This is a genomic window from Egibacter rhizosphaerae, assembly GCF_004322855.1.
Taxonomy (GTDB): Bacteria; Actinomycetota; Nitriliruptoria; order Euzebyales; family Egibacteraceae; genus Egibacter; species Egibacter rhizosphaerae.
On the sequence record NZ_CP036402.1, the window covers coordinates 536102 to 561128 of the forward strand.

The window sequence follows — 25027 nt, forward strand, 5'->3', positions numbered from 1 at the left end:
GCGATGGTCGTGCTGGCCCTCGTGTTGGTCACCGTTGTCCGTACACGTTCTGGTAGCGCTCGTAGAGGGCGTCGACGTCGTCTTGGGCGATCACACGGGGCGCTCCCAGCCCCCGTGCGAGCAACACCGAGCGCGCCGAGTCCTCACAGAGCACGGCGGCCTTCACCGCCGCTTTGGCGTCCTCACCGATCGTGAACACGCCGTGGTTGGCCATCAGCACCGCCCGCGAACGGTGTCCGCTGAGCGTGGCGACGATCCCTTGGCCGATCGCGTCGTCACCGATCCGGGCGAACGGCCCGACCGGGATCTCGCCGCCGAACTCGTCCGCGATGCCCGTAAGCACGCACGGGATCGGCTCACCGACCGCAGCGAACGCACAGGCGTAGTTGGAGTGGGTGTGCACGACCCCCCCGACCTCGGGCATGTGTCGGTAGACGTAGGCATGCGCCGCAGTGTCGGACGAGGGGGAGAGTTCGGACTCCTCGGCGAGCGAACCGTCGAGGTGGCACAGCACCATCGACGACGGTGTTAGCGCGTCATAATCCACGCCGCTGGCCTTGATCAGGAACAACTCGCTGTCGGGCACCCGGACCGATGCGTTGCCGGCTGTCCACACCACCAAGCGGTAGTCCACGAGCTGGCGGTGACGGTGCACGAGCTCGGAGCGCAGCTCGGCGAGCGTCACGGGGGGGACCTGGTCGGCCTTCATGCGTCCACCACCGCGCGACGGCGGGCCTTGAGCCGGCGCATCACATCGTTGCCGTCCTGTCCGAAGTGGTCGTGCAGCAGCTCGTACTCCGCGTAGAGCTCCTTATACGCCTCGTGCGCCGCCGCGTCCGGGGTGTACACGGCGTCGCTGCGCGACCCCATCGCGTGCGCCGCGGCGTGGATGTCGGGATGGGCGCCGGCCGCGACCGCGGCATGCATCGCCGCGCCGAGCGCCGGCCCCTGCTCGGACCCGATCAGACTCAGCGTCTTGCCCGTGACATCCGCATAGATCTGCATCAGCAGCGCGTTCTTGAGTAGCCCGCCGGCCACGACCAGCTCGCGCACGGCAACGCCGGAGTCCTCAAAAGCCTGGATGATGCGGCGGGTCCCGAACGCGGTGGCCTCGAGCAGCGCGCGGTAGACCTCGTGCGGGCGGGTCGCCAGCGTCGTGCCGACCACCAGCCCGGAGAGCTCGTGGTCGACCAGCACGGAGCGGTTGCCCGAGTGCCAGTCCAGCGCGACGAGCCCCGACTCACCCACCGCGAGCCCCGAGGCCTGTTCGGTCAGCAACTCGTGCACCCCGAGACCTGCGCGCTCGGCCTCCTCGGCGACGTAGGCGGGCGTGCCGTGATCGACGAACCAGGCGAAGATGTCGCCCACCCCGCTCTGTCCGGCCTCGTAGCCGTACAAGCCAGGCACGATCCCGCCCTCGACCACGCCGCACATGCCCGGAACATCGCCGGCGAGTACGTCGCTCGACATCACGTGGCACGTCGAGGTCCCCATGATGGCGACCATCTGCCCCGGTTCGACGGCTCGTGCTGCCGGCGCGGTCACGTGCGCATCGACGTTGCCGGCGCACACCGCGATCCCCTCGGGCAGGCCGGTCCAGGCGGCTGCCTCGGCCGTGAGCGAGCCGACCCGCTCGCCCAGTTCGGCGATGGGTCGCTCGATCTTGTCATGCACGAAGCCCTCGAACCCTGGGGCGAGCGCCGCCAGGAAGTCCTCGGAGGGGTACCGACCGTCCTGACGAACGGCCTTGTAGCCGGCGGTGCACGCGTTGCGCCGGTACTCCCCGGTGAGCTGCCACACGATCCAGTCCGCAGCCTCGACGAAGTGGTCCATCACCTCGTAGAGCTCACGGTCCTCCTCGAACAGCTGCAGTCCCTTCGCGAACGCCCACTCTGAGGAGAGCTTGCCCCCGTAGCGCGCGATCCAGGGCTCGCGGCGCTCGTGCGCCAGCGTGTTGATGCGGTCCGCGTGCGGTTGGGCGGCGTGGTGCTTCCACAGCTTGATGTAGGCGTGCGGCCGATGAGTGAAGGCGTCCAGCTCGCACAGCGGGGTGCCCTCGGCGGTGGTCGGCAGGATTGTGCACGCGGTGAAGTCGGTGCCGATGCCGATGACCTGCTCGGGATCGATCCCGCTGGCGGAGACGGCCTCGGGGACGGCGTACCGGAGCACGTCAATGTAGTCGGCGGGCACCTGCAGCGCCCACTCGGGGGGAAGCGGCTCACCGCTGCTGGCCAGCGTCGCGTCAATCACCCCGTGGGGGTACTCGTGGACCGCTGAACCCAGCTCTGCGCCGTCCGAGACGCGGACCACCACCGCTCGGCCTGAAAGGGTCCCGTAGTCGACACCGATGACGTACTGGGACGCCGCTGGCGGCGGATCCTCGCCGGCATGCTCGAACCCGTTAGCGCTAACATCGCTGGGCCGCGTCATAGCTCTCCGCGTTACTCGCCGAACAGGCAGCAATCCCGCCACGTGTGCTTCCAGATGCACCAGCCAACTACGCGTCTCGGATGGTAACGCAACCTAAACGTCCGTCAAGCCCGTCTCGAACATGTGCCGTCATCCGATCCAAGCCAGCGGTCGTGGGATGGCGCAGTACGGTCGGCCGGCTTGGTGTTCGTCGAGGTGCTCGTGGGCCCTCGTGGTGCGCGCCGCACACCGGTATGCACGGCGATCGACTGCCCCCCCAACACCCGGACACCGCCCCTCCCGTCTACCAGCGCCACCGCGCACCGACGACGGATAGCCGATGTCCGTTGGGCGGAGGTGGGCTGCGCAACGTCGGACGCCGCGCACCTGGGCGTTCCCGGTGCGCGAGGCGGCTGCGGAGGTGCTCGCGCCAGCTGCCGGGCACGCCACGCCTGGTCCGCGAGCTCACCGGCGCCCGCGCCTATTCGTTCCGCAACGCCACTCGCACCAGCCGCTTGCTCGATCTCGCCCGCGTCCGCATCAACCTCGGCGGCGACGAGGTCGCCTCGCCGCCGCCATCCGCGAACACCTCGCCGCCGGCGAACCCCTCGACAAGCAAAGAACCGCGGCACCGCGGACGTGTGCATCGTCGTCTGCGACGGCCTCAAAGGGCTGCCCGCAGCGATCGAGGCGACCTGGCCGCTGGCGGTCATCCAAACGTGTGTGCTGCATTACGCCGATCTTCGGATTATGCCGACCTGGTGGGGTGGTCTGATGCTGATGGCGGCGTAGCGGCGGTTCTCGCGCACGCGGGGTCGGCATAATCACAGGGTGTCGAGGAACCCGAGGACCGTGTCGGGAGGTCGGTATCGGCCGGGTGTGGTGTTGGGGGGCGTTGTTCGAGCGATGGCGCGTTCTTTGAGCGCGAGGTCGGCGTGGAGGTAGATCTGGGTCGTCTCGACGTTCTCGTGGCCGAGCCAGAGCGCGATCACCGACGTGTCGATGCCCGCGTGGAGCAGTCGCATCGCGGCGGTGTGGCGCAGCACGTGGGCGCTGACCTTCTTGTCGTGCAGCGTGTGGCAGCCGTCCTGGGCGGCGCGGGTGGTGTAGATCGCAAGGCGCCGCTCGATCGCGTCGCGAGACAGCGGAGTGCCACGTCGGGAGGGAAAGAGCGGCTGGTCGGGGTGCCCGTCGCGTTCGGCGAGCCAGCCGGTGACCACGGCGACGGTTGATGGGGTGATCGGGGTGATGCGGTCCTTGCGTCCCTTGCCGTGACAGGCAACATGCGCGCCTGTTCCTGTGTAGAGATCGCCGCATCGCAGCCCGATCAGTTCGGAGAGTCGAAGGCCGGTTTGGATCGCGAGGGTGAGTAGGGTGTGGTCGCGCCGGCCGGTCCAGGTCGTCGGGTCGGGGGCGGCGAGCAGCGCGTCGATCTCTGTGTCGGTGAGGTAGTCGATCAGGGCACGCTCGAGGCGTTTGGGTGGGATGGCCAGCACCCGTTCGATGTCGGCGGCGTGCTCGGGATGGCGCAGTGCGGCGAACCGGAACAGCGACCGGATCGCGGCCAGCCGGGCGTTGCGGGTCGAGATGCTGTTGCCACGGTCGTGTTCGAGGTGGTCGAGGAAGGCCGCGATCGTCTCGGCGTCGAGATCGCCGATGTCGAGGTGGCAGGGCTGTTTGCCGGTCCGCTCGGAGACGAAGCTGAGCAGCAGCTTGCATGCGTCGCGGTAGGCGCCGACGTTGTTGGCGCTGGCGTGGCGCTGTCGGATCAGCCGGTCGGTGAAGAACGCCTGCAGGGTCGGCGCGAGCGCGCTCATCGGCCGCCCTCCAGGTCTTCGAGACGCTGTCCGGCGAGTGCGAGCAGCTCGGGGGCGGCGGAGAGATACCAGTAGGTGTTGGCCGGGTGGACGTGGCCGAGATAGGTCGACAGCAGCGGCAGGTGGGCCTGCACGTCAGCGGCGCTGCGGTAGGCCTCGAGCATGGTGTGGACGGCAAAGGAGTGTCGCAGGTCATGGATCCTCGGCCGGCACGAGGACGAGCGTGGTTCGAGTCCGGCGTGGTCGATGAGCTTTTGGAAGGTCCAGTGGACGTTGCAGTAGCGCAGCCTGGTCCCGGCAGTGGAGATGAACACCGCCGTCGTCTCCGGCTGGGGGAAGAGCCGGTCCCGGTAGGTCAGGTAGCGGGTCAGCGCCTGTGTCGTCGAGGCGTGCAGCGGGAGCTGGCGGTCCTTGCCGAACTTGGTCGAGCGCACCATCAGCAGCCCGGCGCGGGCATCGACGTCGCTGCGGTCGAGGCCGATGGCCTCGCCGATGCGCATACCGGTGACCACTAGCAGCCCGAGCAGGGTCTGGTAGGTGGACCGTCGCAGCGGGCCCGAGAGCGTCTGGGTGGCGGCGAGCAGCGCCGCGATGTCGTCGTTGGAGTACAGGAACGGGGTCGCACGGCGCTTTCGATAGGCCAGCAGGTCGGAGGGTGGGACCTCGGTCGTGGGGTCGATGGTGGCCAGGTAGGTCGCGAACCCGCGCACGACCGAGAGCCGATGCGCCCACCAGTTCACGCTGCCGTCGGCTGGCAGCGTCGCCCACGCCAGGGCATGGTCGACGGTGACCGTGGTGATGTCGGCGGCGTCGAGGTAGCAGACGAACTGGGCGAGCAGCTTGCCGGCCCGTTCGAGCTTGTAGCCCATCACCCGACGAACCGCGAGGTAGTCGGCCAGCGCCGCGGCCAGCGGGCTCATGCGACACCTCCCGGCCACGGGCGGGCCAGGGTGCGCAGCGCCTCGGTGTCGACCTTGGCGTAGATCGTCGTGGAAAGCTGCGAGCGGTGACGCAGCAGCTGGCCGATCTCGACTAGCCCTGCTCCAGCGGCGAGCAGCTGCGTCGCGGCGGTGTGGCGCAGCCGATGGGCGTGGACCGTGCCGAGCCCGGCGCGCTTGCCGGCGGCGAAGACCACGTGGGTGACCGCCCGAGTGGTCATCGGCCCGAGCGGGGCCCGCACACGCGCGAACACCTCTCGCCCCGTTGCGGTGGTCGGCCGTCCGCGTCGCAGGTAGCCCACCAGTGCTCGGCCAACGTCGTTGGGCAGCGGGAGGCGCTCATGGCGGTCGCCCTTGCCGCGAACGGTCAGCTCGCCCGCGCGCCAGTCGATGTCATCGAGCTCGAGGGCGGCGACCTCACCGGCCCGCAGCCCCAGCCGGGCCAGCAGCATCAGCACCGCGAAGTCCCGCCGTCCGGTGCGGGTGCGCCGGTCGCAGGAGGCCAGTAGCCGGGCCACCTTGCCAGGCTCGAGACCCTTGGGCACGCCGGACAGCCGCCACGACGCCGCCGAGGGCACCGCGGCGACCACCGACTCCTCCAAGAGCCCTGCCACGTGGAGATACGCAAGCAGCGACCGCAGCGCCGTAACCGTCATCCGGGCCGACCCCTGGGTCTGGCCCGGGCAGGTCGCGACCACGAACGCGGTCACCTCGCCCGCCGTGAGCCCTGCGAGATCGCCCTCGCCGTCGATGACCCGCCCGGCGACGAACGAGCGCACCGCGTCGACGTAGCCCCGTGCGGTCGCCGACGCCAGTCCGCGTTCGCTGGTCAGATAGGCGCGGTAGCGCTCCAACAGCGCCTCGGCTGGGGTAACCTCGGCCACGGGCGCCGGCCCCACCACCCCGAGGCCGCGTAGATACGCCAGCAGCGGCCCCAACGCCTTGACCGTCCGGTAGTTGGTGTAGCCCATCGCCCGACGGTCAGCGAAGAACTCCTCGGCCACCCCCGACGACCCCAGCGCCGCCGGTGCCAAGTCACGATCGGCAAGCCAGCGGCTCACATGCGCGGCCAGGAACAGCTGACCCTTCAGCCCCGCGACCGGGTTGTAGCCCTGGCGGGACAACTCGTCGGCGAACCCGCTCGAGTACGACTCCAACGGGCCCGAGAACCGGACCCCAAGCAAGCTCGACATGCTCGCCCCTCTCCACTCGATGAAGAAGCGAGCATCCGCCGGCCCGACGAGATTATGCCGACCCCCACCGCACGAAAAGCGCCCTCACGCAGCGCTCGACCGCCCCCGCCGACCGAAGTCGGCATAATCCGAAGGTCGGCGTAATGCCGATTATGCCGACGTCGGCATAAGGTGCACCTGATCCGCAACACCTTCCGACTGGCGTCCCGAGCGGACTGGGACGCCATGGCTCGCGACCTGCGGCCGGTCTACACCGCGCCCAGCGAGCAGGCCGCCAAGGAACGCCTCGCGAGGTTGGCTGGGTGAGGGGCTGGCGCGGTGCGCGGGAGTCCCGAGGGTAGGCGGGCAGCGTACGGGCCGGGCGGTTTCCTGCGTCGGCTTCGGCTTCACACCGCCATGCGCGGGGCGCGTCCGTTCCAACCCCTCCCCGTCGAACCGTGCGTGCGGTTCTCCCGCACACGGCTCACCGACGTCGTTCACCAGGTGGCGTTCGGCTTCTCCCGCCAGGGCTTGTGGGCCCTGGGCGCGACGACGATGCCGTTGAGGCCGATGATGCCCATGCAGTCCGGTGAGGCGTGCACCACGCGGTGCCAGCCGTAGCGATAGCCGCCTGGTGGCGGTAGCCGACGTAGCGGGCGAGTCGTTGGACCGCGAAGGATCGGATGCGGTCAAGGTAGTAGGCGGAGTTGCCGTAGCGGAAGTACCCCGCCCACCCGCGCAGGAACCGGTTGATCTCGGCCACCACTTGGTCGTGGGGCGCGGCCAGCCGGGCCCGTGCGGTGAGAAACCGCAGCCGGTCGCGGGCATGTTGCATCGCCTTGCGTGAGGGCCAGCGTGCGAGGAACACCACGTGACGGCTGCGCGGCGAGCGGCCCCGCACCATGCGCAAGTGGAAGCCGAGGAAGTCGATGCCTTCCCCGCCTTCTTGCAGGTGCACGATGCGGGTCTTGGCCGCCTTGGTCTGCAGTCCCAGTGCGGCGAGGCGCTCTTCGAGCACGCGCAGCGCTCGTTCGGCCTGCCGTTGGCTGTTGCAGACCACCACGAGATCGTCAACATAGCGGACCAGCACCCCGTCGCGGCCGGTGCGCCATTCCCGGTCCAGCCGGTGCAGGTACACGTTGGCCAACAGCGGGGAGATCACCCCGCCCTGCGGGGCGCCGGTCACCGGATGGGCGACCGCGCCGTGCTCCATCACCCCGGCGCGCAGCATCGCGCGCACGAGTCGCAGCAGCGACTGGTCGCAGATCCGCTCCTCGACCGCCCTTCCCCACACCGCGACGCATCGATGAAGCAGCGGCCCTTCCCTCACCGGCGGTTCTGTTGTCCGCCCGACTCCAGCAGTACTACGACCGCCTCCGACGCCCACCCGGCACACCGCCCACTTCCCAGCCTTCGCTGGTTATAGGGCCACGCGCTCCGGTCGCACTCCGCAGCCGACCGGGCCGGGGAGGGCCTCCCCAGTTCCCGTCGTCACCCTCTGAACGCTCCACGCCCTCTACGCCGAGGAGTTCCTCACCGCTGCGCATCCAGGCTCTTCACGGCTTCCATGGCCTTCGCCCTGAGGGACCGGGCTCGGCACTCCCTCAATCCCCGCACACATGCGGGCAACGTTCACGGCGCGGCAGGCTTCGCGTCATGCTGCGGACCGCTCAGTCGCTCCCCCAACGGGGCTTTCGACGCTGGACTCCGACCCGACCCGTTTCCAAGCCGAGCCGCCAGCCTGCTACCGGGCCCCTGGCAGCTACCCGGACCGGACTCTCACCGGCCGGCGACGACGAGCACCCAATCACGAGCGACTACGCCACTTGCACGCAGCTCACCCCCAATCGGTTCAGGGCGTACTCCCGCGAGTCGTAGAAGTTGAGGTGGCGGTCCTCCGCCCCGAGCTGGCCGTTTGGCAGGCTCGGGGTTGCAGCTCGCCTCCAGCGCTGAGCAGGGCTTGCCCGAGCAGCTGAGCAGGGCTTGCCCGAGCAGCTGGCCGGCCGCGTCGACGGGCACCTCGAACGAGAACGCCCGAGCACATGCGCGAGGGGCTGCTGGCGGCCTCGACCGCGATCGGCCTAGAGGTCATGAGCGAGCTCATGGAGGCCGAGGTCGCCGAGCTCGCCGGCGAGAAGCACCGGCACGACCCCGACCGCTCGGCGTATCGCCACGGCACCGAGCAGGGCTCGGTGGCCCTCGGCGGTCGGCGCGTGCCCGTCGAGCGGCCGCGGGGTGCGCCGCACCGACGGCGGCGAGGTCGAACTGGAGTCGTATCGCTTCGTCCGGCCCTCCTTCTCGGCCTGGCGGTGGTGGAACTCCGTGAGCAGGCACGGGATGGAAAGCGAGCGAAACGGGCGCACCTCGAGCCGCGCGGGTCAGAGCCGGTAGACCCTGCGGGCGTTGGCGGCGCGTACCTGATGGGCGTCGTCCTCGCCGAGCCCGTCGATCGCCGCGAGGGTCCGCGACAGCCACGACCGCCACTGCGGGTGCAGCGTCACGACGGGCCAGTTGGAGGCCCACAGAAGGCGCTCGGCGCCGAACATCTCCACGACACCTTCGACGCACCGCTCGAGTTCCCACTTGTCGAGCTCGGTGCCCTGGCGCAGAAGCGCGTGGCCGACCGAGACCTTCACGTCGACCGCGCCTGACTCAGCGAACTCGCGCATCCCGCTCGTCCACGTCGGGTTTGCCCCACTCTGCAGGGGCGGGTTGCCGAGGTGGTCGACTACGACGCGCAGGTCGGGGATGTCACGGATCAGCTGCATGGTGAGTTCGAAGTGGTCCGCCGATACGGGAACCACCTCGAACACGAGGTCGTGGCGGGCGACCTCGCGCAAGCTTTCCTTGACGCTGTCCCGCCCCAGCCAGCGCGAATCCGGCTCGAAGTTGACAAGGTGGCGCACGCCGACGAGGTCGGCGCCCCCGTAATCGGCGAGCACGGTCGCGGTCTGGTCCGGCTTCTCCAAGGGGAGCCAGCCGACCACCCGCCGGGGACTCGAGTGCGGGTCTGCCACGTCGGCCAGCAACCGAGAGTTCTCCGTCAGTTCGTCAGCGGCTTGCACGGCCACGCTCTGCGCGATCCCCCACTCGCGGGCGAACGGCTCGTACTGGGTGAGGCCGAAGTCTTGGTGGAGCCGGGGCTCAGAAGCCGTCCAGCCTCGTGTTATGACATCCTCGCAGCGCCACAGATGGTGGTGGGTGTCCACCAGGTCGTTCTCGGCGACCTCAGGATCAGGGTGGCTCATGCGTTGCTGCCCCGGGTGGTGGTTGTGCCGGTGCTCCCGCCCGGCAGCGTGAGCTTAGAAGGCGAGTGGCCAAGCCACAAGAGGCAAGGCTCAGGCGGCCTCGGTCTTACCCCGTGCTAGGCAGTAACCGTGTCAGCACCAATCCAACAACCCCCGCTCCGACAACCAGCAACAGCGCGGAACCATAGGTGCCGTGGGGCCCCATGAGGTCTTGGTGAGCAACCACCTCGAGCACGTACCCGCTGGCTTGCTGCCCCAAAGCGCTGAACCCGAGCACCACGAGGTTGGCCATCCCGAACGCCAGGCCACGACGATCCTCGGGCACGCCGCGGGAAGCCAGCCCGAAGCCCAGCACCATCGCGCCAGAGGCCGCCCCCGCGATCACCATTAGCAGATACACGAAAGATCGCGAAAGAGGCGGTCCATACACGAGCATGACGAAGATACAATACATCACCGCAAACGCCCCGACGAGCAGGGCCCTTGGCCGGCCGGTCCTCGTGGCCAGCCAGCCCGCGGTCGGGCTTCCGATCCCGAACCCGATCAACATGCACGAAGCAGCAAGGGCGGCGAGGCTCGCCGGGAAGTTCCGCACCTCCTGGAGGAAAGGAACTGCCCAGAGACCGGCGTACACGTTCACAGGTAGTACGAGCGTCGCGGACACGATCCCGCACACCCAGATCGAACGTCTCTTGAGCATCGAACGTAAATCGAGCCGTTCCCCGGATGCGGCTGGCGAATCGGCTTGGACCTCCTGCGAGCTCCGATTCCTCGGGATCAGCATCAGGCACGCGATCGCCAGCAGGAGCGGAACGAGAGTTACCGCCGCCATCGCCTCTCGCCAGCCGAGCGCGTCCACCGCCAGGCGCAGGGGCGCTTGACCGACCATGGCGCCGAGCATGCCAATGGACGCGGCCAGGCCGATGGCGAGTCCGAAGCGGTGAGGGGGCAGCACCCGGGTAGCCACCACCATGCACCCCAGGAACCCGACGCTCGCGGCGAGACCGAGTAGGATTCGCCCTGCACTCGCTGCGCTCATATTCGGTGCCGCCGCGAACGCGACGGAGCCCAAGGCCGCCAGGACGGACCCTGCTGTCAGCACACGCCGCGCACCGAACCTGTCGAGCAATGTGCCTGCGGGGACCTGGGCCAGAGCCATGCTCACATAGAAGAGGGCGCTCAGGCCACCCACCGCTGCGGTGCCCACCAGCAGAGACGTTCTCAACTCGTCGACGAGCACTGACGGCGCGACACGCTGGAAGAAGCCGTAGCCGTAAAGTGCCGCGACCGCCCCCCAGGCCCACCATCCACTCATACGTGTTGACCGCGCCGGGGTGGTGGGGGCGCTCGAATCGCGGCTACTCAGCGTACGCCCCTTTAAGCCGAGGCCGGTTCGGGGCAACGTGCGCTCAGTCGGTGCGTTGATTGACTTCGATGACGTTCATGCCAGGGTCGTGGAAGTATATCTGTTGGTAGCCCTGCATCGCCCAAGGACCCGCGTCCACGTAGTACTCACCCATCTCGACGAGTTGGCGTTTTACCTCCTCGATGTCATCGACCTCTAAGGCTATGTGGCCGGAGACGAGGGGATTGATATGCCACCCGTTGTCCCGGGCGACAGTCGCTGATGGCCGGCAAATATGCATCTCACCACCGCGGTCAGGGGCACGCATGAGTGCCAGCCCCTGCTCGGTGTAGTCGAACGAGCCGCGGTCGTCCTCGTCAGCCACGGGAAAGCTCTCCGGCTCGTGGTCGAAGATCTTGCCGAAGAACTCGGCGGACCTCGCCACGTCGGGAGCCGGCAGGTTCACGTGGTGTAGCCTCCACTGCATCGCATCTCCTCGTCGTCCGTTGGGCCCGTAGGTCTAACGCGTTGGCGCGTACTGCACCCGGCTGGGCCGGATCACGATGGACACCCGCACCTCGCCCTCCTTGAGGGGGCGAAACGGCTCGCCCACGTACTTGATCGACAGCCTATCGATGTCCTCTTGCCCCCCCTCGGGCTTCAACTCCGCTAGTCCGCGCACCTGCACGTAGCGGAACGGATCCTTGCGGTCCTGGACGCTCAGTGAAACCCGGGGGTCGCGTGCGATGTTGCGGGTCTTCAATCGCCCCTGGTTCGTGTTGAGTAGCACGGAGTCACCCTGCCGCTCCTGCCACATGGGCGTGACGTGTGGCATTCCGTCGGCGAAGAGCGTGACCACGTGGGCGAAGTTAGGCTCGTCAAAGAGATCGTACGCGGCTCCGGGTATAGCTGCGTTGCCGTCATTATCCATGCGTAGCTACTCCTCACCTCGATGGCTGCTCGGGCGGCTCATTGCGACTCCCGTGCCGACCTGTCCCACTTTCCGCCCCTGCGACCTCGCCGGGGAGGCGCCGCGTCCTCCTCGACAGGGTGAACGCTACGACGGTGAAGATGAGAAACGCGAGCGAGATGGGGCGCTGGAGGAAGATCATCCAGTCACCCTGCGACAACTGGAGCGATCTGCGGAGATTGTCCTCGAGCAGTGGACCCAGGATGAGTGCGAGCACGAGCGGCGCGACTGGGATCCGCAAGGAAGACAGTGCCGCGGCGAGGAGCGCGGCGCCGAGCATGATCCACACGTCGAAGAGGCTCGTGTGGATGGCATAGGCGCCGATCGAGGAGAAGAGGGCAACGCCTACTGCGAGAACATGGGGCGGTATGCGTAGAACGACTGCGAACTGGCGGACAAAGAACACGCCGAGCAAGAGCATGAACAGGTTGACTACCAGGAAGCCGGTAAAGAGCGCGTACATGATCCCAGGCTCGCTCGTGAACAACAACGGGCCTGGTCGAAGGCCATGCAACGTGAGCGCACCGACGAACACGGCGGCGACGGCACTCCCCGGGATGCCAAGCGCCAACAAGGGGATCAGCGACCCGCCTACGTTCGCGCTATTCGAGCTTTCCGTGGCCATGAGCCCCTCGAGGGAGCCGTGACCGTACTGTTCCGGGTGCTTGGCGAAACGTCGGCTGGCACTGTAGCTCACGAAGGGGGTCGTTTCCGGGCCCACGGCGGGCAGCGTCCCCATGGCGATCCCGATCGCCGAGGAGCGTCCGAGGTTCCACCCGTTCTGGCGGAAGAGCTTGAAGGTAGGGAGCCTGCCCCGGTTCATCGGGGGTCGCATCGGGCGTCCCGCACGGTGTTCCTCGACGGCCCGCCGAGCCAGGCGGAAGGCTTCGGGCATGCAGAACACGCCGATGAGGACAGGCACGAGGGACAAGCCTCCCGCGAGGTCGGGCTGACCAAAGCCGAACCGCGAGTAACCGCTGATCGGATCGAGCCCGACAACCCCCATGCTCAGCCCTACGAACGTGGCGACACCCGCACGCAACAGAGAACGATCGAACATCGTGCCCACGACCACAAGTCCAAAGACGCAGATCGCTGCGTACTCCGCCGGGCCGAACTGCAGCGCGAAGCGCGCAAGCGGCGGGGTGGCGGTGAATAGCACGATCCCGGAGAGCAGGCCCCCGATCCCTGAACTCACCGCCGCGGTCCCAAGGGCGAGTTCTGCGTCCCCCTTCTCCCTGAGGGCGTAGCCCTCCCACGTGCTCGGGATGGAGGCGGGGGTGCCGGGAATCCGCAGCAAGATGCCCGTGATGGTGCCCGCGTATATGGCGCCCGCGTAGACCCCGCTCAGCATGATCATGCCGAGCGCGGGCTCCATGATGAAGGTGACCGGCACCAGGAGGGCCACGCCAAGCGTGGCGGTAAGGCCGGGAATGGCGCCGAACACTAACCCCAGGAGCACGCCCGCGAGGGCGGCCGCCAGGCTCGCCGGCTGCAATGCGAAGAGAACGCCCTCGAGCACCGTTATCCCAACAGTAGGCCGTACGCCCAGTTCTCGATGAGCCGGTCAATCTGCGCGCGGGGCACCCCCACGTTGAGGAGCACCTGCAGCACCACGAACAACGACACCGCCAGCGGTACGGCCACCAGGATGCTCGTGACGGCTCCTCGTAGGCGTCGCGCGAAGGCCAACGATGACACCCCGATCGCGATGGCCGTCGACGTGATGAAACCCATCCCCATCAGGATCATCGGGTAGATGACCCACGTCGCCAGGAACGAGACCACCGCGAACGGTGGTGACACCGAGCGGAAGTACGCCCTCCCCGAAGACCGCTTCGATTGTTGCGATACTCGTCGGAACTCGAGAACGGATTGCCCTGTCGACCCGAGCAGCAGGAGACTCAGCACACCCAAAGTCGCGGCAGCGTACGCCCGGGATCCCTCCGGGAAGCCCAACGCCATGACGAACAGGACACCGGTAGCCACGGTCAGCGCGCCACTCAGCAGCGCGCGGGTGCGGGCCGCAGCGGGTGAGTCCACCGTAAGACCGTTCTGGTTCGGCTGAGGGGTACTTGCGGCGTTCGCAGACTCGTCCTCGAGATCGTGCGAATCCGGACGACCCTTCGCTTGCTTAGTCATTGAACCGTCCTGCCGGTTGGCCGCTACTCCATCTCCTCGACCATGTCGCTCAGCGTCTCCCACGCTTCGTCGTACACCTCGACCGTCTCGGCTTGGGGCGCCGGCTCGAGGACGAGACCTGCGTCATCGAACGCTTCCTCCGCCTCATCGGTGCTCAGTATGTAGAGGAACAGATCGTGGAGGTAGTCGCTGACCTCCTCATCGACTTCATCCGGCAGCGCGACGAATCGTGCCGCCCCAAAGGTCTGATGGGCGAGGTCGGCGCCGAACTCACTGAATGCGGGGACATCCGGCAGTGGCTCGTACGGCTCGGTCGTGGCGACCGCCCGCAACTCCCCGCTCTCGAGATACTGATCGACTTCTGCATGGAACGCATTCGTCATGTCGATGTGGCCCCCGAGAAGCGCCTCGACCCCCGGAGCGCCCCCGTCAAAGGCGACGTGGTTGAACTGGACCTCGCGCTCGTCCTCGATGGCTATGGTCGCGAACTGGAAGGCGTTGTCGGGGATGACCCCCACGTCGATGTCGGAGGAGTTGTCTTCCGCGTGCTCGAGGATCTCCTCGTAGTCCCACTCCCCAATCTCGGAATCGGCTCGAACGATGTGGAGGATCGGGTCGAAGCCGACCCACACGAGGGGTTCGAAGTCGTCTGGGGTGAAGTCGCCGTCGTTTATGAGGATGTCGAAGAACAGGAAGGGGTTCACGCTCACGAGGACGTCATAGCCGTCTTCCGACGCCTCCTGCGCAGCCCACGTGTTTCCCACGAGCCCGCCAGAACCTTCGCGGTTCACCACACGGAAGTCGACGTCGGTGACCTCCTCACCGACAGCGGCGATGGTTCGGGCGAGTACGTCCTGCCCTCCCCCGGGGGGTACGCCACGGTCATCTCGATGGGGCGGCGGGGAAAGTCCTCCAATGGCTCCGGAGGTCCGTCAGCCTCGACCGTCTCGCCCTCGTCGGCGTCGTCTATGTCCTCGCCCTCGTCCTCGTCTACGTCGCCGTCTTCCGCGGCTACCTCGTCCTCGTCCTCCTCCTCGGCGAGATCTTCCTGCCCGTCGTCTACGTCGCAGGCGGCCAGCACGAGCGCGAAGAGCGCCAGGACGGCGACGAGGCGAAACAAGCTGAGACCCTGGAATGGACGCATCCCTTTTGTCCTCCTGTTACGACGTATTGAGCCGGGCGAGGTGCTTTCAGCCCCGCCGCGCCGATGCGCGACCACGGGTTGCCAACCCTCCAATTCTGGTCTCCCACCGTTATAGGAGGCGGGCCGAGTTTATGCGTTATGACCATGGCGTAAGAGGCCATCCGCAGTTAAGATGGTGAGTTCGTTATCATCCGTGGCTTTGTCAGGGTCGTCGTCATCGTAAGCGTCGTTGTCATCGGCGTCGTCGAGATCCTCATCCTCGGCGGACTCCTCGTCGACGCCAGGGTCTTCCTCGGCCCGGACATCGTCGGACTCCTCAGGCGCACACGCGGCGATGACCAGCGTCAGCGCTCCGAGCGCGCCGATGAGCAAGATCAGGCGACTCAGCAGTCGGCTCATTGCCTCTCCCTCTTTCGGTGCTCGGCTCCCGCCTCGCGCTCCCGGGTGGCGTCGTTCCGTCACCCCTGTGCGTTCAGAGCGGGCTTGCACGTCCAGCGGCCCCAGCGGAACCAAACTCGGGTCCGACCTGCGGACCCGATGTGGTCAGACCTTGGCGGTGGTCAGTACACATGTCAAGGCCCAACCCCCGAATGCCTTGGATCATCAGCGGAGACGCGCCCGCGGCGCACGCATGAGCCTCGACCACACGAGTAGGGAGGATCAGAAGCACGCCGACGTCACCGCGATACCGTCAAAGTCCGACGGCCCTTCGGGCCTTTCAGGTCACCGCCGGGCACGCGCCGCCGTGAACGCCCACCAGCCCGGCGGGAGGCCCGGGGGTCCCGGCACGACGGAGAACGCGTGGAGTGCTCCCTTGGACGGTGCCACCGACGTGGCCCCGCCTTGATCGCCGAACGTGTCGGCGCCGACGGGCGGCAGTTCAGCGCGCTGCGACCCCCGCCCGCTCCCGATCGCCCAGCCATGCCGCGTCCAGGATCGCCTCGAGGGTGTCACCATCGGTCGCCCCCGGGTGGTTCTGCAACAAGCGGTGCACGCCGGAGGCCTTCTCGGCGAGCGTGCGCACGTCCTCGCGTGCGACGCCGAGCTCAGCCAGCGAACTCGGGATGCCGATGTCGTCCATGAGCTCCCCGACCCACTCGATGAAGGCGGTGGCTGCCTCGTTCTCGGATCGGCTGGCCGCGTCGAGGCCGACCACGCCGGCGAGTGCGGCGAGCCGGTCGGCGACGGTGTCACGTACCGCCGAGAGGACGTAGGGAAGCAGCAACCCCACCCCCAAGCCGTGGGGCGTCTGCGTCGCGCTGCCGAGGGGGTACTGGAGGGCATGGGGACAGGCCGTTCCAGCGTGTGAGAAGGCGAGCCCACCCCAGATCGCCGCCTGGGACATCGCCGACCGCGCTCGGAGATCGCTCCCGTCGCGCACCGCGGGGCGCAGGCTTTCGGCGATGAGGCGAACACCCCGCACGGCGAAGTCGTCGGCAACGTCGTTCCGACCGAGGAAGACGCCGTCGACCAGATCCTTGCTCTTCCGTGGGCGGGCTCGTGCAGTGAACGCCTCGACGCAGTGGCAGAAGGCATCGGCTCCCGCGTGGGCGGTCACCGACGGCGGGCAGCTCACGGTGAGCTCCGGGTCGGCGACAGCGAACTCCGCCACGAGGTGTGGGCTCGACACTCCGACCTTGAGTTCGAGGTTGGGGTCGGTGAGGACCGAGACGGGCGAGACCTCCGATCCGGTGCCCGACGTGGTCGGGACGGCGACGAGCGGGGTCACCGGCCCGGGGACCCGGCACTCGCCGTAGTAGTCGGCGGGTTCTCCGCCGTGGGTCTGCACGCACGCGACGATCTTGGCGAGATCGATGACGCTGCCGCCCCCCAGGGCGAGCACGACGTCCGCACGCGCGTCCTCCGCGACGGCCACCGCGGCATCGACGTCGGCGAGCGGCACCTCGGCGGTGGCCTCCGAGAACACCGAGACGTGTTCGGCGACCTCCTCGACCGCACCGAGGACGTGCTGCACGGACGGCTGCTCGACGAGGACGCGGTCGGTGACAACGAGCACCCGCCGACCAAGTTGCACGCACAGCGCGGGAACGTGCTCGGCGGTGCCCTCGCCGACGATCACCTGTCGGGGACTGCGGACCGTTTCGAGCACGTCAGGGCTCCTCTCCTCGTGGCACCCCCGGAGAGGCGCCGACCTCCGTGGCCCACGCCACGGCTCGTTCCCACGTCACCTCGGCGATCGGCACTGCTCCCTGTCCGAGGCAGGCGCGGCGCCGCTCCCGCGCACGGTCCCCTGGGACGGTCACCCGTTCGTGCCCCGGGGCCACCGGGCACGAGCGCAGCTCCTCCACGAAGCGCTGAAGTGGTCCGCGGTCGTCCTGACCGAACGCGGCCGGATCGATCGCGAGCAGCACGTCGCCTTTGTTGCAGTGATCGGTCGCGTCGAGAGTCCCGCGTACGTCGCGTCCGAGTGCCGTACCGGTGAGCGAGGCGACAAGCACCTCCAACGTCACCGCGAGCGCGTACCCCTTCGCGCCCCCGAAGGGACTGATCGCGCCTTTCACCGCCTCCGCCGGGTCGGACGTCGGGACGCCGCGCGCATCGACCACCGATCCTTGGGGCAACGGCTCACCCCGTGCCTCGTGGTCGAGCACCTTGCCCATCGAGACTTCGCCCGTCGCCATGTCGAGCACGACCGGCTCCTCCTCTGAGGGCACAGCAACCGCCAGGGGGTTCGTACCGACCATCGCCGGGATTCCCCCCCACGGGTGAACGAGGGCTTCGCTCGTCGTCGTGGCGAGGCCCACCACGCCGTCGGCCGCGAGACGCTCGACGTACGGCGCGAGCATCCCGAGGTGGTTGGTGTCGCGGATGGCGGCCACTGCGACGCCGGTGTCGACGAGCCGTTCCAGGAGCGCGTCGACCGCTCGAGCGGCTGTCGGGGGCCCGAGCCCCCGCTGGCCATCGACGGCCAGCGCGGCCGGCGTGCGCCACTCGAGACGGGGTTTCGCGTCGGGCACGGCGAGACCGCGGCGGATCCGACCGGCGAGGACCTCGATACGGCGGAGACCATGCGAAGGGTGGCCCCGGAGATCGCCCTCGAGCAGGACCTGGGCCTGCCATCGCGCAGCCTCCTCCGGCGCGCCGAGCCCGGTCAGGATGTCGGTGACCAGGCCGACGTGTTCGTCGACCTCGACCCAACGCACGCCCGACTCGCTCATCGCCGGGACACCGCCGCGTAGGTGTACTCCACGTACTCGTCCAGGCCCTCATGCGAGCCCTCGCGTCCGAGCCCGGAGTGCTTCACGCCCCCGAACGGAGCCGCGGGGTCGGACACGAGGCCACGGTTGATGCCGAGCATCCCAGTCTCGAGCTCCTCGGCGAAACGCAGGGCGCGGTCGATGTCCTGGGTGTAGACATAGGCAACAAGGCCGTGCTCGGTGTCGTTCGCCCGGGCGATCACCTCGTCATCCGAGTCGAACGTGCCGACGGGGGCGACCGGGCCGAAGATCTCCGTGCTGGCGAGCTCGGCGTCCGCCGGGACACGCGACAGGACCGTGGGCGCGTAGAAGTAGCCACGCTCGGAGGGCCGTTCCCCCCCGGTGAGAACCTCGGCGCCGCGGCGGGTCGCGTCCTCGACGAGGTCTTCGACCTTGGCGACCGCTGGCTCATCGATCAACGGCCCCACGTCGACCCCGTCCTCGAGGCCGTGGCCGACGGTCAAGGCGCGCATCCGCTCGGCGAGCCGCTCGGCGAACTCGTCGGCGATGGCGGTGCTGGCATAGAACCGGTTCGCGGCCGTGCACGCCTCGCCCATGTTCCGCATCTTGGCGAGCATGGCGCCTTCGACCGCGGGGTCGAGGTCCGCGTCGTCACACACGATGAAGGGGGCGTTGCCCCCGAGCTCCATGGACGTCCGCAGAATGTTCGGCGCCGCCTTCTCGAGCAGGCCGCGTCCGACCTCCGTCGAGCCGGTGAACGAGAGCTTGCGCGTGCGGTCGTCGGCGAGCAGCGCACCCACGACGGGTCCGGAGCTTGTCGTCGTCACGATGTTCACGGTCCCGGCCGGCGCCCCGCATTCCTCGAGGATGCGTGCCAGCGCGAGCATCGAGAGCGGCGTCTGCCGGGCCGGTTTCGTCACGGTGGGGCAACCAGCGGCGAGCGCCGGGGCGATCTTGCGCGCCCCCATGGCCATCGGGAAGTTCCACGGCGTGACGAGGACGCTCGGACCGACCGGCTTCGGAACGGTCACGATGCGGAAGTCCCCGCTGGGGGCGGTCGAATAGCGGCCCTCGAGCCGCACCGCCTCCTCCGCGAACCACCGAAAGAACTCGGCGGCGTATCCGATCTCACCACGCGAATCGGCGAGCGGCTTGCCCATCTCCGCGGTCATGAGCGCCGCGAGCTCGTCGCGTCGCTCGAGCAGCACTTCGTAGACGCGGTAGAGCAGCTCGCTCCGCGCCCGCGGCGCGGTGCGCTCCCAGACCGCTCGCACCTGCTCCGCGGCGGCGAGGGCGGCGCGCGCGTCGGCCTCGCCGCCGTCGGCGACCTCGGCGATCACGTCGCCGGTGGCCGGGTCCTCGACACCGAACGTCATGCCGCTCGACGCCGCCAGCCAAACGTCGCCGATGCGCAGGCGGCGATGAGCCGGCTCCAGCGCCCTGGTCGGATCCTCGATCGTAGTCATCGGCCGTGCTCCTTGATCCGCTCCCGCGGGTGACGCTTCCGGCTCCGCGGGCACCCACCCGCAACCACCACCACTACACCCAGGCCATAACAATGGACTTATGGTCAGACCTTAATCCGGAACGGTACGCGTCGTCAGGCGGCCAGGCAAGGGGGCGTGTTCGCGAACGAGGGCAGCGACGCGCGCGGGGGCCCTCCTCCGCCGGCAAGCTTCGGGTGGGGGGCGACCACCACGACGTCGACATCGAGTTCCGCCGCACGATCGGCCGTCACCACGGTCGCGGCGCGCCATCCCCGAGGCGCGAATCTGCCGGCGGCCGCATTCCCACCCGTGGCCGTCATCGACAACGACGAAGACCCGGCAGGCCTGCGGCTGGTCATGCCTTGAGCCGCTCGTGCGCCTTCCGGACGTGCGCCTCGACCTCGTAGGCGGCCGTGTCCCCGTCACCCACCCGGACCAACTCGAGAATCGAGCGGTGCTCCGCGGCGACCTCGGCTCGCAACTCGGACCAGTTCTCGTTGTGCTCGAACATCCGGTGCATCCAGTGGTCGATCGCCGAACGGAGGGACCGCATCACGTAGGCGACGACGCGGTTTCCACAGGCCCCGGCCAGCGCGAGGTGATAGTCCGTGTCGAGCCGCATGAACGGCTCGGGATCGACCCCGGGCGCCTCCATCGCGACGACGAGGTCCTCGAGCACCTCGAGGTGGTCGGCGGTCGTCTCCGTGGCCGCGCGCCGGACGCTGAGCGCCTCGAGGGCCACCCGAGCCTCGACCATCTCCTCGAGCGCGAAGTGCTCGAGGGCGGTGTGCATCAAGAGGACGCCGCCCAGGCTCCCACCGGCCTCGAGGTCCCTGCTCGGGCCTCCACCGGCTTGCTGCACGATGATGCTCCCCGAGTCCGGGCCGGTGCCCGTGCGGGACCGGACGAGGTCGAGCGCCTCGAGCACCCTGAGGGCTTCGCGGACCGACGCCCGACTCACGCCGAGACGCTCCGCCAGCTGACGTTCCCCGGGCAACCGATCCCCCGACCGCAACCGCCCGGCGAGGATCTCGCGCTGGATCTGCGCGACCACCTCCTGGTACGCCCGGCGGCGGGTTACGGGGCTGAGCTGCAACTCACCCGATGACTCCTGCATCCACACGTCCTTCGGTCGTTCCTTGGGCGGCCATCACGGACCCGCCGTGGTGATGGCGCCGCGCTCCGCGCTCCCCACCAACGCCGCATACTTCGCGAGCACGCCCGTCGTGTAGCGCGCTTCGGGGTGCTTGAGCTCCCGGCGTCGCTGTTCGAGCGTCGCCTCGTCCATCCGGAGATCCAATCGCCGTCCGGGGACGTCGATCTCCACGGTGTCCCCGTCTCGTACGAGCGCAATCGGACCGCCGTCGACGGCCTCGGGGGCGACGTGGCCGATCGACAGCCCGTGCGTCGCGCCGGAGAAGCGCCCGTCGGTCAGCAACGCGACGTCGGATCCCCGGCCAACCCCCTTGATCGCCCCGGTCACTGCGAGCATCTCGGGCATGCCCGGTCCTCCGCGGGGGCCCTCGTAGCGGATCACGACGACGTCACCCGGTTCGAGGCGGCCCTCGAGCGTGTACGTCATCGCGTCCTGCTCGCCGTCGAAGACGCGCGCGGTGCCCACGAACACCTCCCGTTCGAGTTGCGCGTCGCCCGGAAGGCCGGCGACCTTCACGACGGCGCCCCCCGGCGCCAGTGAGCCGCGCAGGATCGCCAACCCACCGTCATCGTGCAGCGGCGTGTTGAGGTCCCGCACGACCTCACCATCAGGTCTCGGGGGGGACGCCTCCTCGAGGTTCTCCGCGACCGTTCGGCCCGTGACGGTCATCGCGTCGCCGTGGAGCAAGTCGTTCTCGAGCAGCTCCTGCATCACGACGGGGACGCCGCCGACCCGGTCGAGGTCGGTCATCAGGAAACGACCGCTCGGCCGGCTGTCGACGAGGTGGGGCACTTGTCGCCCGACCCGGTCGAAATCCTCGAGCCGCAGCTCGACTCGGGCCTCCTCGGCGATCGCGAGCAGGTGGAGCACCGCGTTCGTCGACCCCCCGATCGCCATCACCACGGCGATGGCGTTCTCCAGAGCCTGCCGAGTGACGATGTCCCGGGTCCGCCACCCCTGCTCGAGGAGCGTGAGGATGGCCTCACCCGACGAGGCGGCTGCGGTGTCGCGCCGAGGGTCCGGCGCCGGGGGGGAGGCCGAGCCGGGCAGGCTCAACCCGAGCGCCTCGATCGCGGACGCCATCGTGTTGGCGGTGTACATCCCACCGCACGCGCCCTCACCCGGGCACGCCGACCGCTCCACCGCCGCCAACCGGTCGTCGTCGATCGACCCGGCCGCATGGGCGCCGACGGCCTCGAACACGTCCTTGATGTCCAGCTCGTCACCGTCCAGGGAGCCCGGGAACGTCGCGCCGGCGTAGACGAAGACCGCGGGCACGTCGAGGCGGCATGCGGCCATCACCATCCCGGGCAGCGACTTGTCGCACCCCGCGAGGGTGACCATCGCGTCCATGCGCTCCGCGTGCATCACCGTCTCGACGGAGTCGGCGATGACCTCCCGCGAGACCAGCGATGCCCGCATTCCCTCGTGCCCCATGCTGATCGCGTCGGACACGGAGATCGTGCCGAACTCCATGGGGAAGCCGCCCGCCCCGCGGACACCGGCCTTCGCCGCGTCGGCCAAGCGGCGCAACGAGAGGTTGCACGGCGTCACCTCGTTCCACGACGAGGCCACACCGACCTGCGGACGCCCGAGATCCTCGTCGGTCATCCCCACGGCCCGCAGCATCGCGCGGGCCGGCGCACGCCGAGCACCGGTCGTCACCTCGTGAGAGCGCGGACGCTCCGCGGACGCTCGGTCTGCTGACATCTCGATCCCCTCTCTCGACGCGGTGACGACCAGCGATTCGAACCGCGCCCTCCCGTTCGGCGAACCTTCCCTTCGAGCGTCGGCCGATCGGAGGGCGACCTATGGTCTGAATCTAGACCATCAGTCCACAGGGTGGGAGACTGTGCCGGGTCACCGGGCCCTCCATGCGCTCCCCTCGGGAAAGCGGTACGCGCGACGGGATGCGGCGTCCAGCTCGGCGCTGTACCCCGCGCGCGCCGGTGGCAGGTAGCGTGCGCCCTCCACCCGAACGGGATCGACGAAGTGCTCGTGCAGGTGGTCCACGTACTCGACGAGACGGTCGTCGCGGGCTCCCGAAACCGCGACGTGGTCGAACATGGCGAGGTGCTGGACGTACTCGCTCAGGCCCACACCCCCCGCGTGCGGACAGATCGGAACGTCGAACCGTCGGGCGAGCAGGATGACCGCGATCGCCTCGTTCACGCCACCGAGTCGGCACGCGTCGAGCTGGCAGTACGCCATGGCGCCGGCCTCGAGGAACTGCTTGAACATGACCCGGTTGTGGACATGCTCACCGGTCGCCACGCCGACCGGGGCGATGCCCTCGGCGATCCGGGCGTGGCCGCGCACGTCGTCGGGGCTCGTCGGCTCCTCGATCCAGAGAGGCGAGAAGTCCGCGACGGCGTTCACCCACTCGATTGCGACCGGAACCTCCCAGACCTGGTTGGCATCGAGCATCAGCACCCCGTCCGGTCCGATCTCCTCTCGAACGGTGGCGACGCGGCGGCGGTCGTCCTCGAGCTCCCTGCCGACCTTGAGCTTGAAGTGCCGCCACCCCTCCTCGAGGCCAGCCCTGACCCGCCGGCGTACCTCCTCCTCGGGATAGCCGAGCCATCCGGCCGACGTCGTGTACGCAGGGATGCCCGAACGCTGGAGCTCCCGCTCCCGTTCCGCACGAGCGGGCTCGGCCTTGCGGAGCAGGTCGAGGGCCGCGTCACGATCCAGGACGTCCTGAAGATGGCGGAAATCGACGCAGTCGACGAGCTGCTCGGGGCTGAGGTCGGAGAGGAGCTTCCACAGCGGCTTGCCGAGCTGGCGTGCCCGGAGGTCCCACAGCGCGTTCACGAGCGCGGCGCCGGCGAGGTGGATCACCCCCTTCTCGGGTCCGAGCCACCGCAGCTGGCTGTCACCGACGATCCGGCGCCAGGTGGCGGCCGGCTCGGCGAACGCCTCGTCGACGTCGAGATCCAGGACGAGGTGGGCGAGGGAGTTGACCGCGGCGACGCAGAGCTCGTTGCCGCGGCCGATGGTGAAGGTGAACCCGTGGCCTTCGGTCCCCTCGTCGGTCCCGAGCACGACGTAGGTGAGCGAGTAGTCGGGCGCGGGGTTCATCGCATCGGAGCCGTCGAGGTTGCGGGAAGTCGGGAACCGGATGTCCTCCGGAGTGACGCTGGTGATCCTCATGGACGCACCCGCTCCCTGGTGGTCCCGACCTGCTCGACGGGGTTCTCGAGCGCACCGAGCCCGTGGATCGCGATCCGCACCTCGTCGCCGGGGCTCAGGGTGAAGCCGCTCGGCGGAACGATGGCGGTGCCCGTGAGCAGCACCACGCCGACCGGGAAGTCCATCCCCGCGAACAGCCACGAGACGAGCTCCTGCGGTGAGCGCTTCAGCTCGCGGACTTGCACCGTGTCGTCGAATACGGCCCGTCCGTCGCGGTTGACGCGCAACGAGATCTCCAGCTCGTACCACGGGGGAGCTTCGGCAAGGGGCACCAAGCACGGGCCGATCGCACAGCTCCCCGTGTAGACCTTCGCTTGGGGCAGGTAAAGCGGGTTCTCCCCCTCGATACTGCGCGAGGAGACGTCGTTCCCGATCACGTAGGCGACGATCGAGCCGGTTGCGTCGGCAACGACCCCGAGCTCGGGCTCGGGAACGTCCCACTCCGAGTCGGACCGGACCCCGACCGGTTCTCCCGGCCCACGCACGCGGTCGGCGGCGGCCTTGAAGAAAATCTCGGGCCGTTCGGCGTCGTAGACCCGATCGTACGCGTCGAGCTGGTCGGACTCCTCGAGGCGCGCATCGCGAGAGCGGAGGTAGGTCACCCCCGCGGCCCAGACGTCCTGTCCGCCCAGCGGAGCGAGCACCGAGGCGTCCGAGGTCAGCGTCCCGTGGGCCGGGAGCTCGTCGAGTCCGGCGAGACTCGCCTCGCCCCGCAGGAGGTCGTCGACGCCCAGGTCGGGCGCGAGGAGCTCCTTCGGACCCGACGCCGCCGGTCCCCGTGCGAGACGTTCACCTTGCGGGGTGTGGACTCTCCATAGCGCGGCCATC

The 25027-nt window shown here is 68.9% G+C and carries 22 protein-coding genes and 3 pseudogenes; 3 read left to right on the forward strand and 22 right to left on the reverse strand.

The annotated features are described in order from the left end of the window. Positions 1-28: 28 nt before the first annotated feature. Together ER308_RS02465 and araB are read right to left on the reverse strand one after the other, a co-directional pair. On the reverse strand, positions 29-709 hold the full coding sequence (locus ER308_RS02465; protein ID WP_131153536.1) for an L-ribulose-5-phosphate 4-epimerase: 681 nt from the start codon (positions 707-709) through the stop codon (positions 29-31). Continuing rightward, positions 706-2430, reverse strand: coding sequence for a ribulokinase (araB, locus tag ER308_RS02470; RefSeq protein ID WP_131153537.1), 1725 nt, complete (start codon positions 2428-2430; stop codon positions 706-708). The genes ER308_RS02465 and araB overlap by 4 nt, the downstream gene beginning before the upstream one ends. A gap of 600 nt (positions 2431-3030) precedes the next feature. Here araB and ER308_RS02475 point away from each other — a divergent pair. Continuing rightward, positions 3031-3141 (forward strand): annotated as a pseudogene (locus ER308_RS02475) (transposase); the annotation flags it as partial. A gap of 92 nt (positions 3142-3233) precedes the next feature. Here ER308_RS02475 and ER308_RS02480 read toward each other — a convergent pair. The 3 genes from ER308_RS02480 to ER308_RS02490 are packed head-to-tail and all read right to left on the reverse strand — an operon-like array spanning position 3234 to position 6357. After that, on the reverse strand, positions 3234-4226 hold the full coding sequence (locus tag ER308_RS02480; protein ID WP_131153538.1) for a tyrosine-type recombinase/integrase: 993 nt from the start codon (positions 4224-4226) through the stop codon (positions 3234-3236). Beyond that, complete coding sequence (locus tag ER308_RS02485; protein WP_131153539.1) at positions 4223-5146, reverse strand: tyrosine-type recombinase/integrase; 924 nt, start codon at positions 5144-5146, stop codon at positions 4223-4225. Before ER308_RS02485 ends, ER308_RS02480 begins: the two co-directional genes overlap by 4 nt. Beyond that, on the reverse strand, positions 5143-6357 hold the full coding sequence (locus ER308_RS02490; protein ID WP_131153540.1) for a tyrosine-type recombinase/integrase: 1215 nt from the start codon (positions 6355-6357) through the stop codon (positions 5143-5145). Before ER308_RS02490 ends, ER308_RS02485 begins: the two co-directional genes overlap by 4 nt. Positions 6358-6528: 171 nt before the next feature. Here ER308_RS02490 and ER308_RS02495 point away from each other — a divergent pair. Beyond that, a pseudogene (locus tag ER308_RS02495) lies at positions 6529-6657 on the forward strand (transposase); the annotation flags it as partial. Positions 6658-6820: 163 nt separating this feature from the next. Here the strand turns inward: ER308_RS02495 and ER308_RS02500 are convergent. After that, positions 6821-7630, reverse strand: coding sequence for a reverse transcriptase domain-containing protein (locus ER308_RS02500; RefSeq protein WP_205745859.1), 810 nt, complete (start codon positions 7628-7630; stop codon positions 6821-6823). Positions 7631-8381: 751 nt separating this feature from the next. Here ER308_RS02500 and ER308_RS22215 point away from each other — a divergent pair. Beyond that, positions 8382-8613 (forward strand): annotated as a pseudogene (locus ER308_RS22215) (IS256 family transposase); the annotation flags it as partial. Between the two features lie 101 nt (positions 8614-8714). On the opposite strand, the gene ER308_RS02505 reads toward ER308_RS22215, so the two are convergent. The 16 genes from ER308_RS02505 to ER308_RS02575 all read right to left on the reverse strand — a co-directional run bounded on the left by ER308_RS02505 (position 8715) and on the right by ER308_RS02575 (position 25026). Then, on the reverse strand, positions 8715-9584 hold the full coding sequence (locus ER308_RS02505) for an amidohydrolase family protein (protein WP_131153542.1): 870 nt from the start codon (positions 9582-9584) through the stop codon (positions 8715-8717). Between the two features lie 106 nt (positions 9585-9690). Then, positions 9691-10899: an MFS transporter gene (locus tag ER308_RS02510; RefSeq protein WP_131153543.1), complete on the reverse strand. Its 1209-nt coding sequence runs from the start codon at positions 10897-10899 to the stop codon at positions 9691-9693. 94 nt (positions 10900-10993) lie between these two features. Beyond that, positions 10994-11416 carry a VOC family protein gene (locus tag ER308_RS02515; protein WP_131153544.1) on the reverse strand — a complete coding sequence of 141 codons (423 nt, stop codon included), beginning with the start codon at positions 11414-11416 and terminating at the stop codon, positions 10994-10996. A 33-nt stretch (positions 11417-11449) separates the two neighbouring features. Continuing rightward, the gene (locus tag ER308_RS02520) at positions 11450-11860 is read right to left on the reverse strand and encodes a PPOX class F420-dependent oxidoreductase (RefSeq protein WP_131153545.1); all 411 of its coding nucleotides are present in this window, start codon (positions 11858-11860) and stop codon (positions 11450-11452) included. 13 nt (positions 11861-11873) lie between these two features. Further along, on the reverse strand, positions 11874-13421 hold the full coding sequence (locus tag ER308_RS02525; protein WP_165491760.1) for a tripartite tricarboxylate transporter permease: 1548 nt from the start codon (positions 13419-13421) through the stop codon (positions 11874-11876). 2 nt (positions 13422-13423) lie between these two features. Then, positions 13424-13942 (reverse strand): hypothetical protein, encoded by a 519-nt coding sequence (locus ER308_RS02530; RefSeq protein ID WP_131153547.1) that lies wholly within the window; start codon positions 13940-13942, stop codon positions 13424-13426. Between the two features lie 122 nt (positions 13943-14064). Next, positions 14065-14835 (reverse strand): tripartite tricarboxylate transporter substrate-binding protein, encoded by a 771-nt coding sequence (locus tag ER308_RS02535; protein WP_165491761.1) that lies wholly within the window; start codon positions 14833-14835, stop codon positions 14065-14067. Beyond that, complete coding sequence (locus ER308_RS21300) at positions 14829-15161, reverse strand: hypothetical protein (protein ID WP_165491762.1); 333 nt, start codon at positions 15159-15161, stop codon at positions 14829-14831. The genes ER308_RS02535 and ER308_RS21300 overlap by 7 nt, the downstream gene beginning before the upstream one ends. Positions 15162-15314: 153 nt before the next feature. Next, a complete protein-coding gene (locus ER308_RS02540) occupies positions 15315-15584 on the reverse strand; it encodes a hypothetical protein (RefSeq protein ID WP_131153549.1) in 270 nt (89 codons plus the stop codon). A gap of 481 nt (positions 15585-16065) precedes the next feature. Further along, positions 16066-17295, reverse strand: a complete 1230-nt coding sequence (locus tag ER308_RS02545) for an iron-containing alcohol dehydrogenase (protein WP_131153550.1) — start codon at positions 17293-17295, stop codon at positions 16066-16068. Position 17296: 1 nt separating this feature from the next. Further along, positions 17297-18364, reverse strand: coding sequence for an Ldh family oxidoreductase (locus ER308_RS02550; RefSeq protein ID WP_131153551.1), 1068 nt, complete (start codon positions 18362-18364; stop codon positions 17297-17299). Next, positions 18361-19830 (reverse strand): NAD-dependent succinate-semialdehyde dehydrogenase, encoded by a 1470-nt coding sequence (locus ER308_RS02555; protein WP_131153552.1) that lies wholly within the window; start codon positions 19828-19830, stop codon positions 18361-18363. The genes ER308_RS02550 and ER308_RS02555 overlap by 4 nt, the downstream gene beginning before the upstream one ends. Positions 19831-20206: 376 nt before the next feature. Beyond that, positions 20207-20968 carry a FadR/GntR family transcriptional regulator gene (locus tag ER308_RS02560; RefSeq protein WP_131153553.1) on the reverse strand — a complete coding sequence of 254 codons (762 nt, stop codon included), beginning with the start codon at positions 20966-20968 and terminating at the stop codon, positions 20207-20209. Between the two features lie 33 nt (positions 20969-21001). Beyond that, positions 21002-22717 (reverse strand): dihydroxy-acid dehydratase, encoded by a 1716-nt coding sequence (gene ilvD, locus ER308_RS02565; RefSeq protein WP_131153554.1) that lies wholly within the window; start codon positions 22715-22717, stop codon positions 21002-21004. Between the two features lie 150 nt (positions 22718-22867). Further along, positions 22868-24160, reverse strand: coding sequence for an enolase C-terminal domain-like protein (locus ER308_RS02570; RefSeq protein WP_131153555.1), 1293 nt, complete (start codon positions 24158-24160; stop codon positions 22868-22870). Then, positions 24157-25026 (reverse strand): fumarylacetoacetate hydrolase family protein, encoded by an 870-nt coding sequence (locus tag ER308_RS02575; RefSeq protein ID WP_131153556.1) that lies wholly within the window; start codon positions 25024-25026, stop codon positions 24157-24159. The genes ER308_RS02570 and ER308_RS02575 overlap by 4 nt, the downstream gene beginning before the upstream one ends. Position 25027 lies beyond the last annotated feature (1 nt).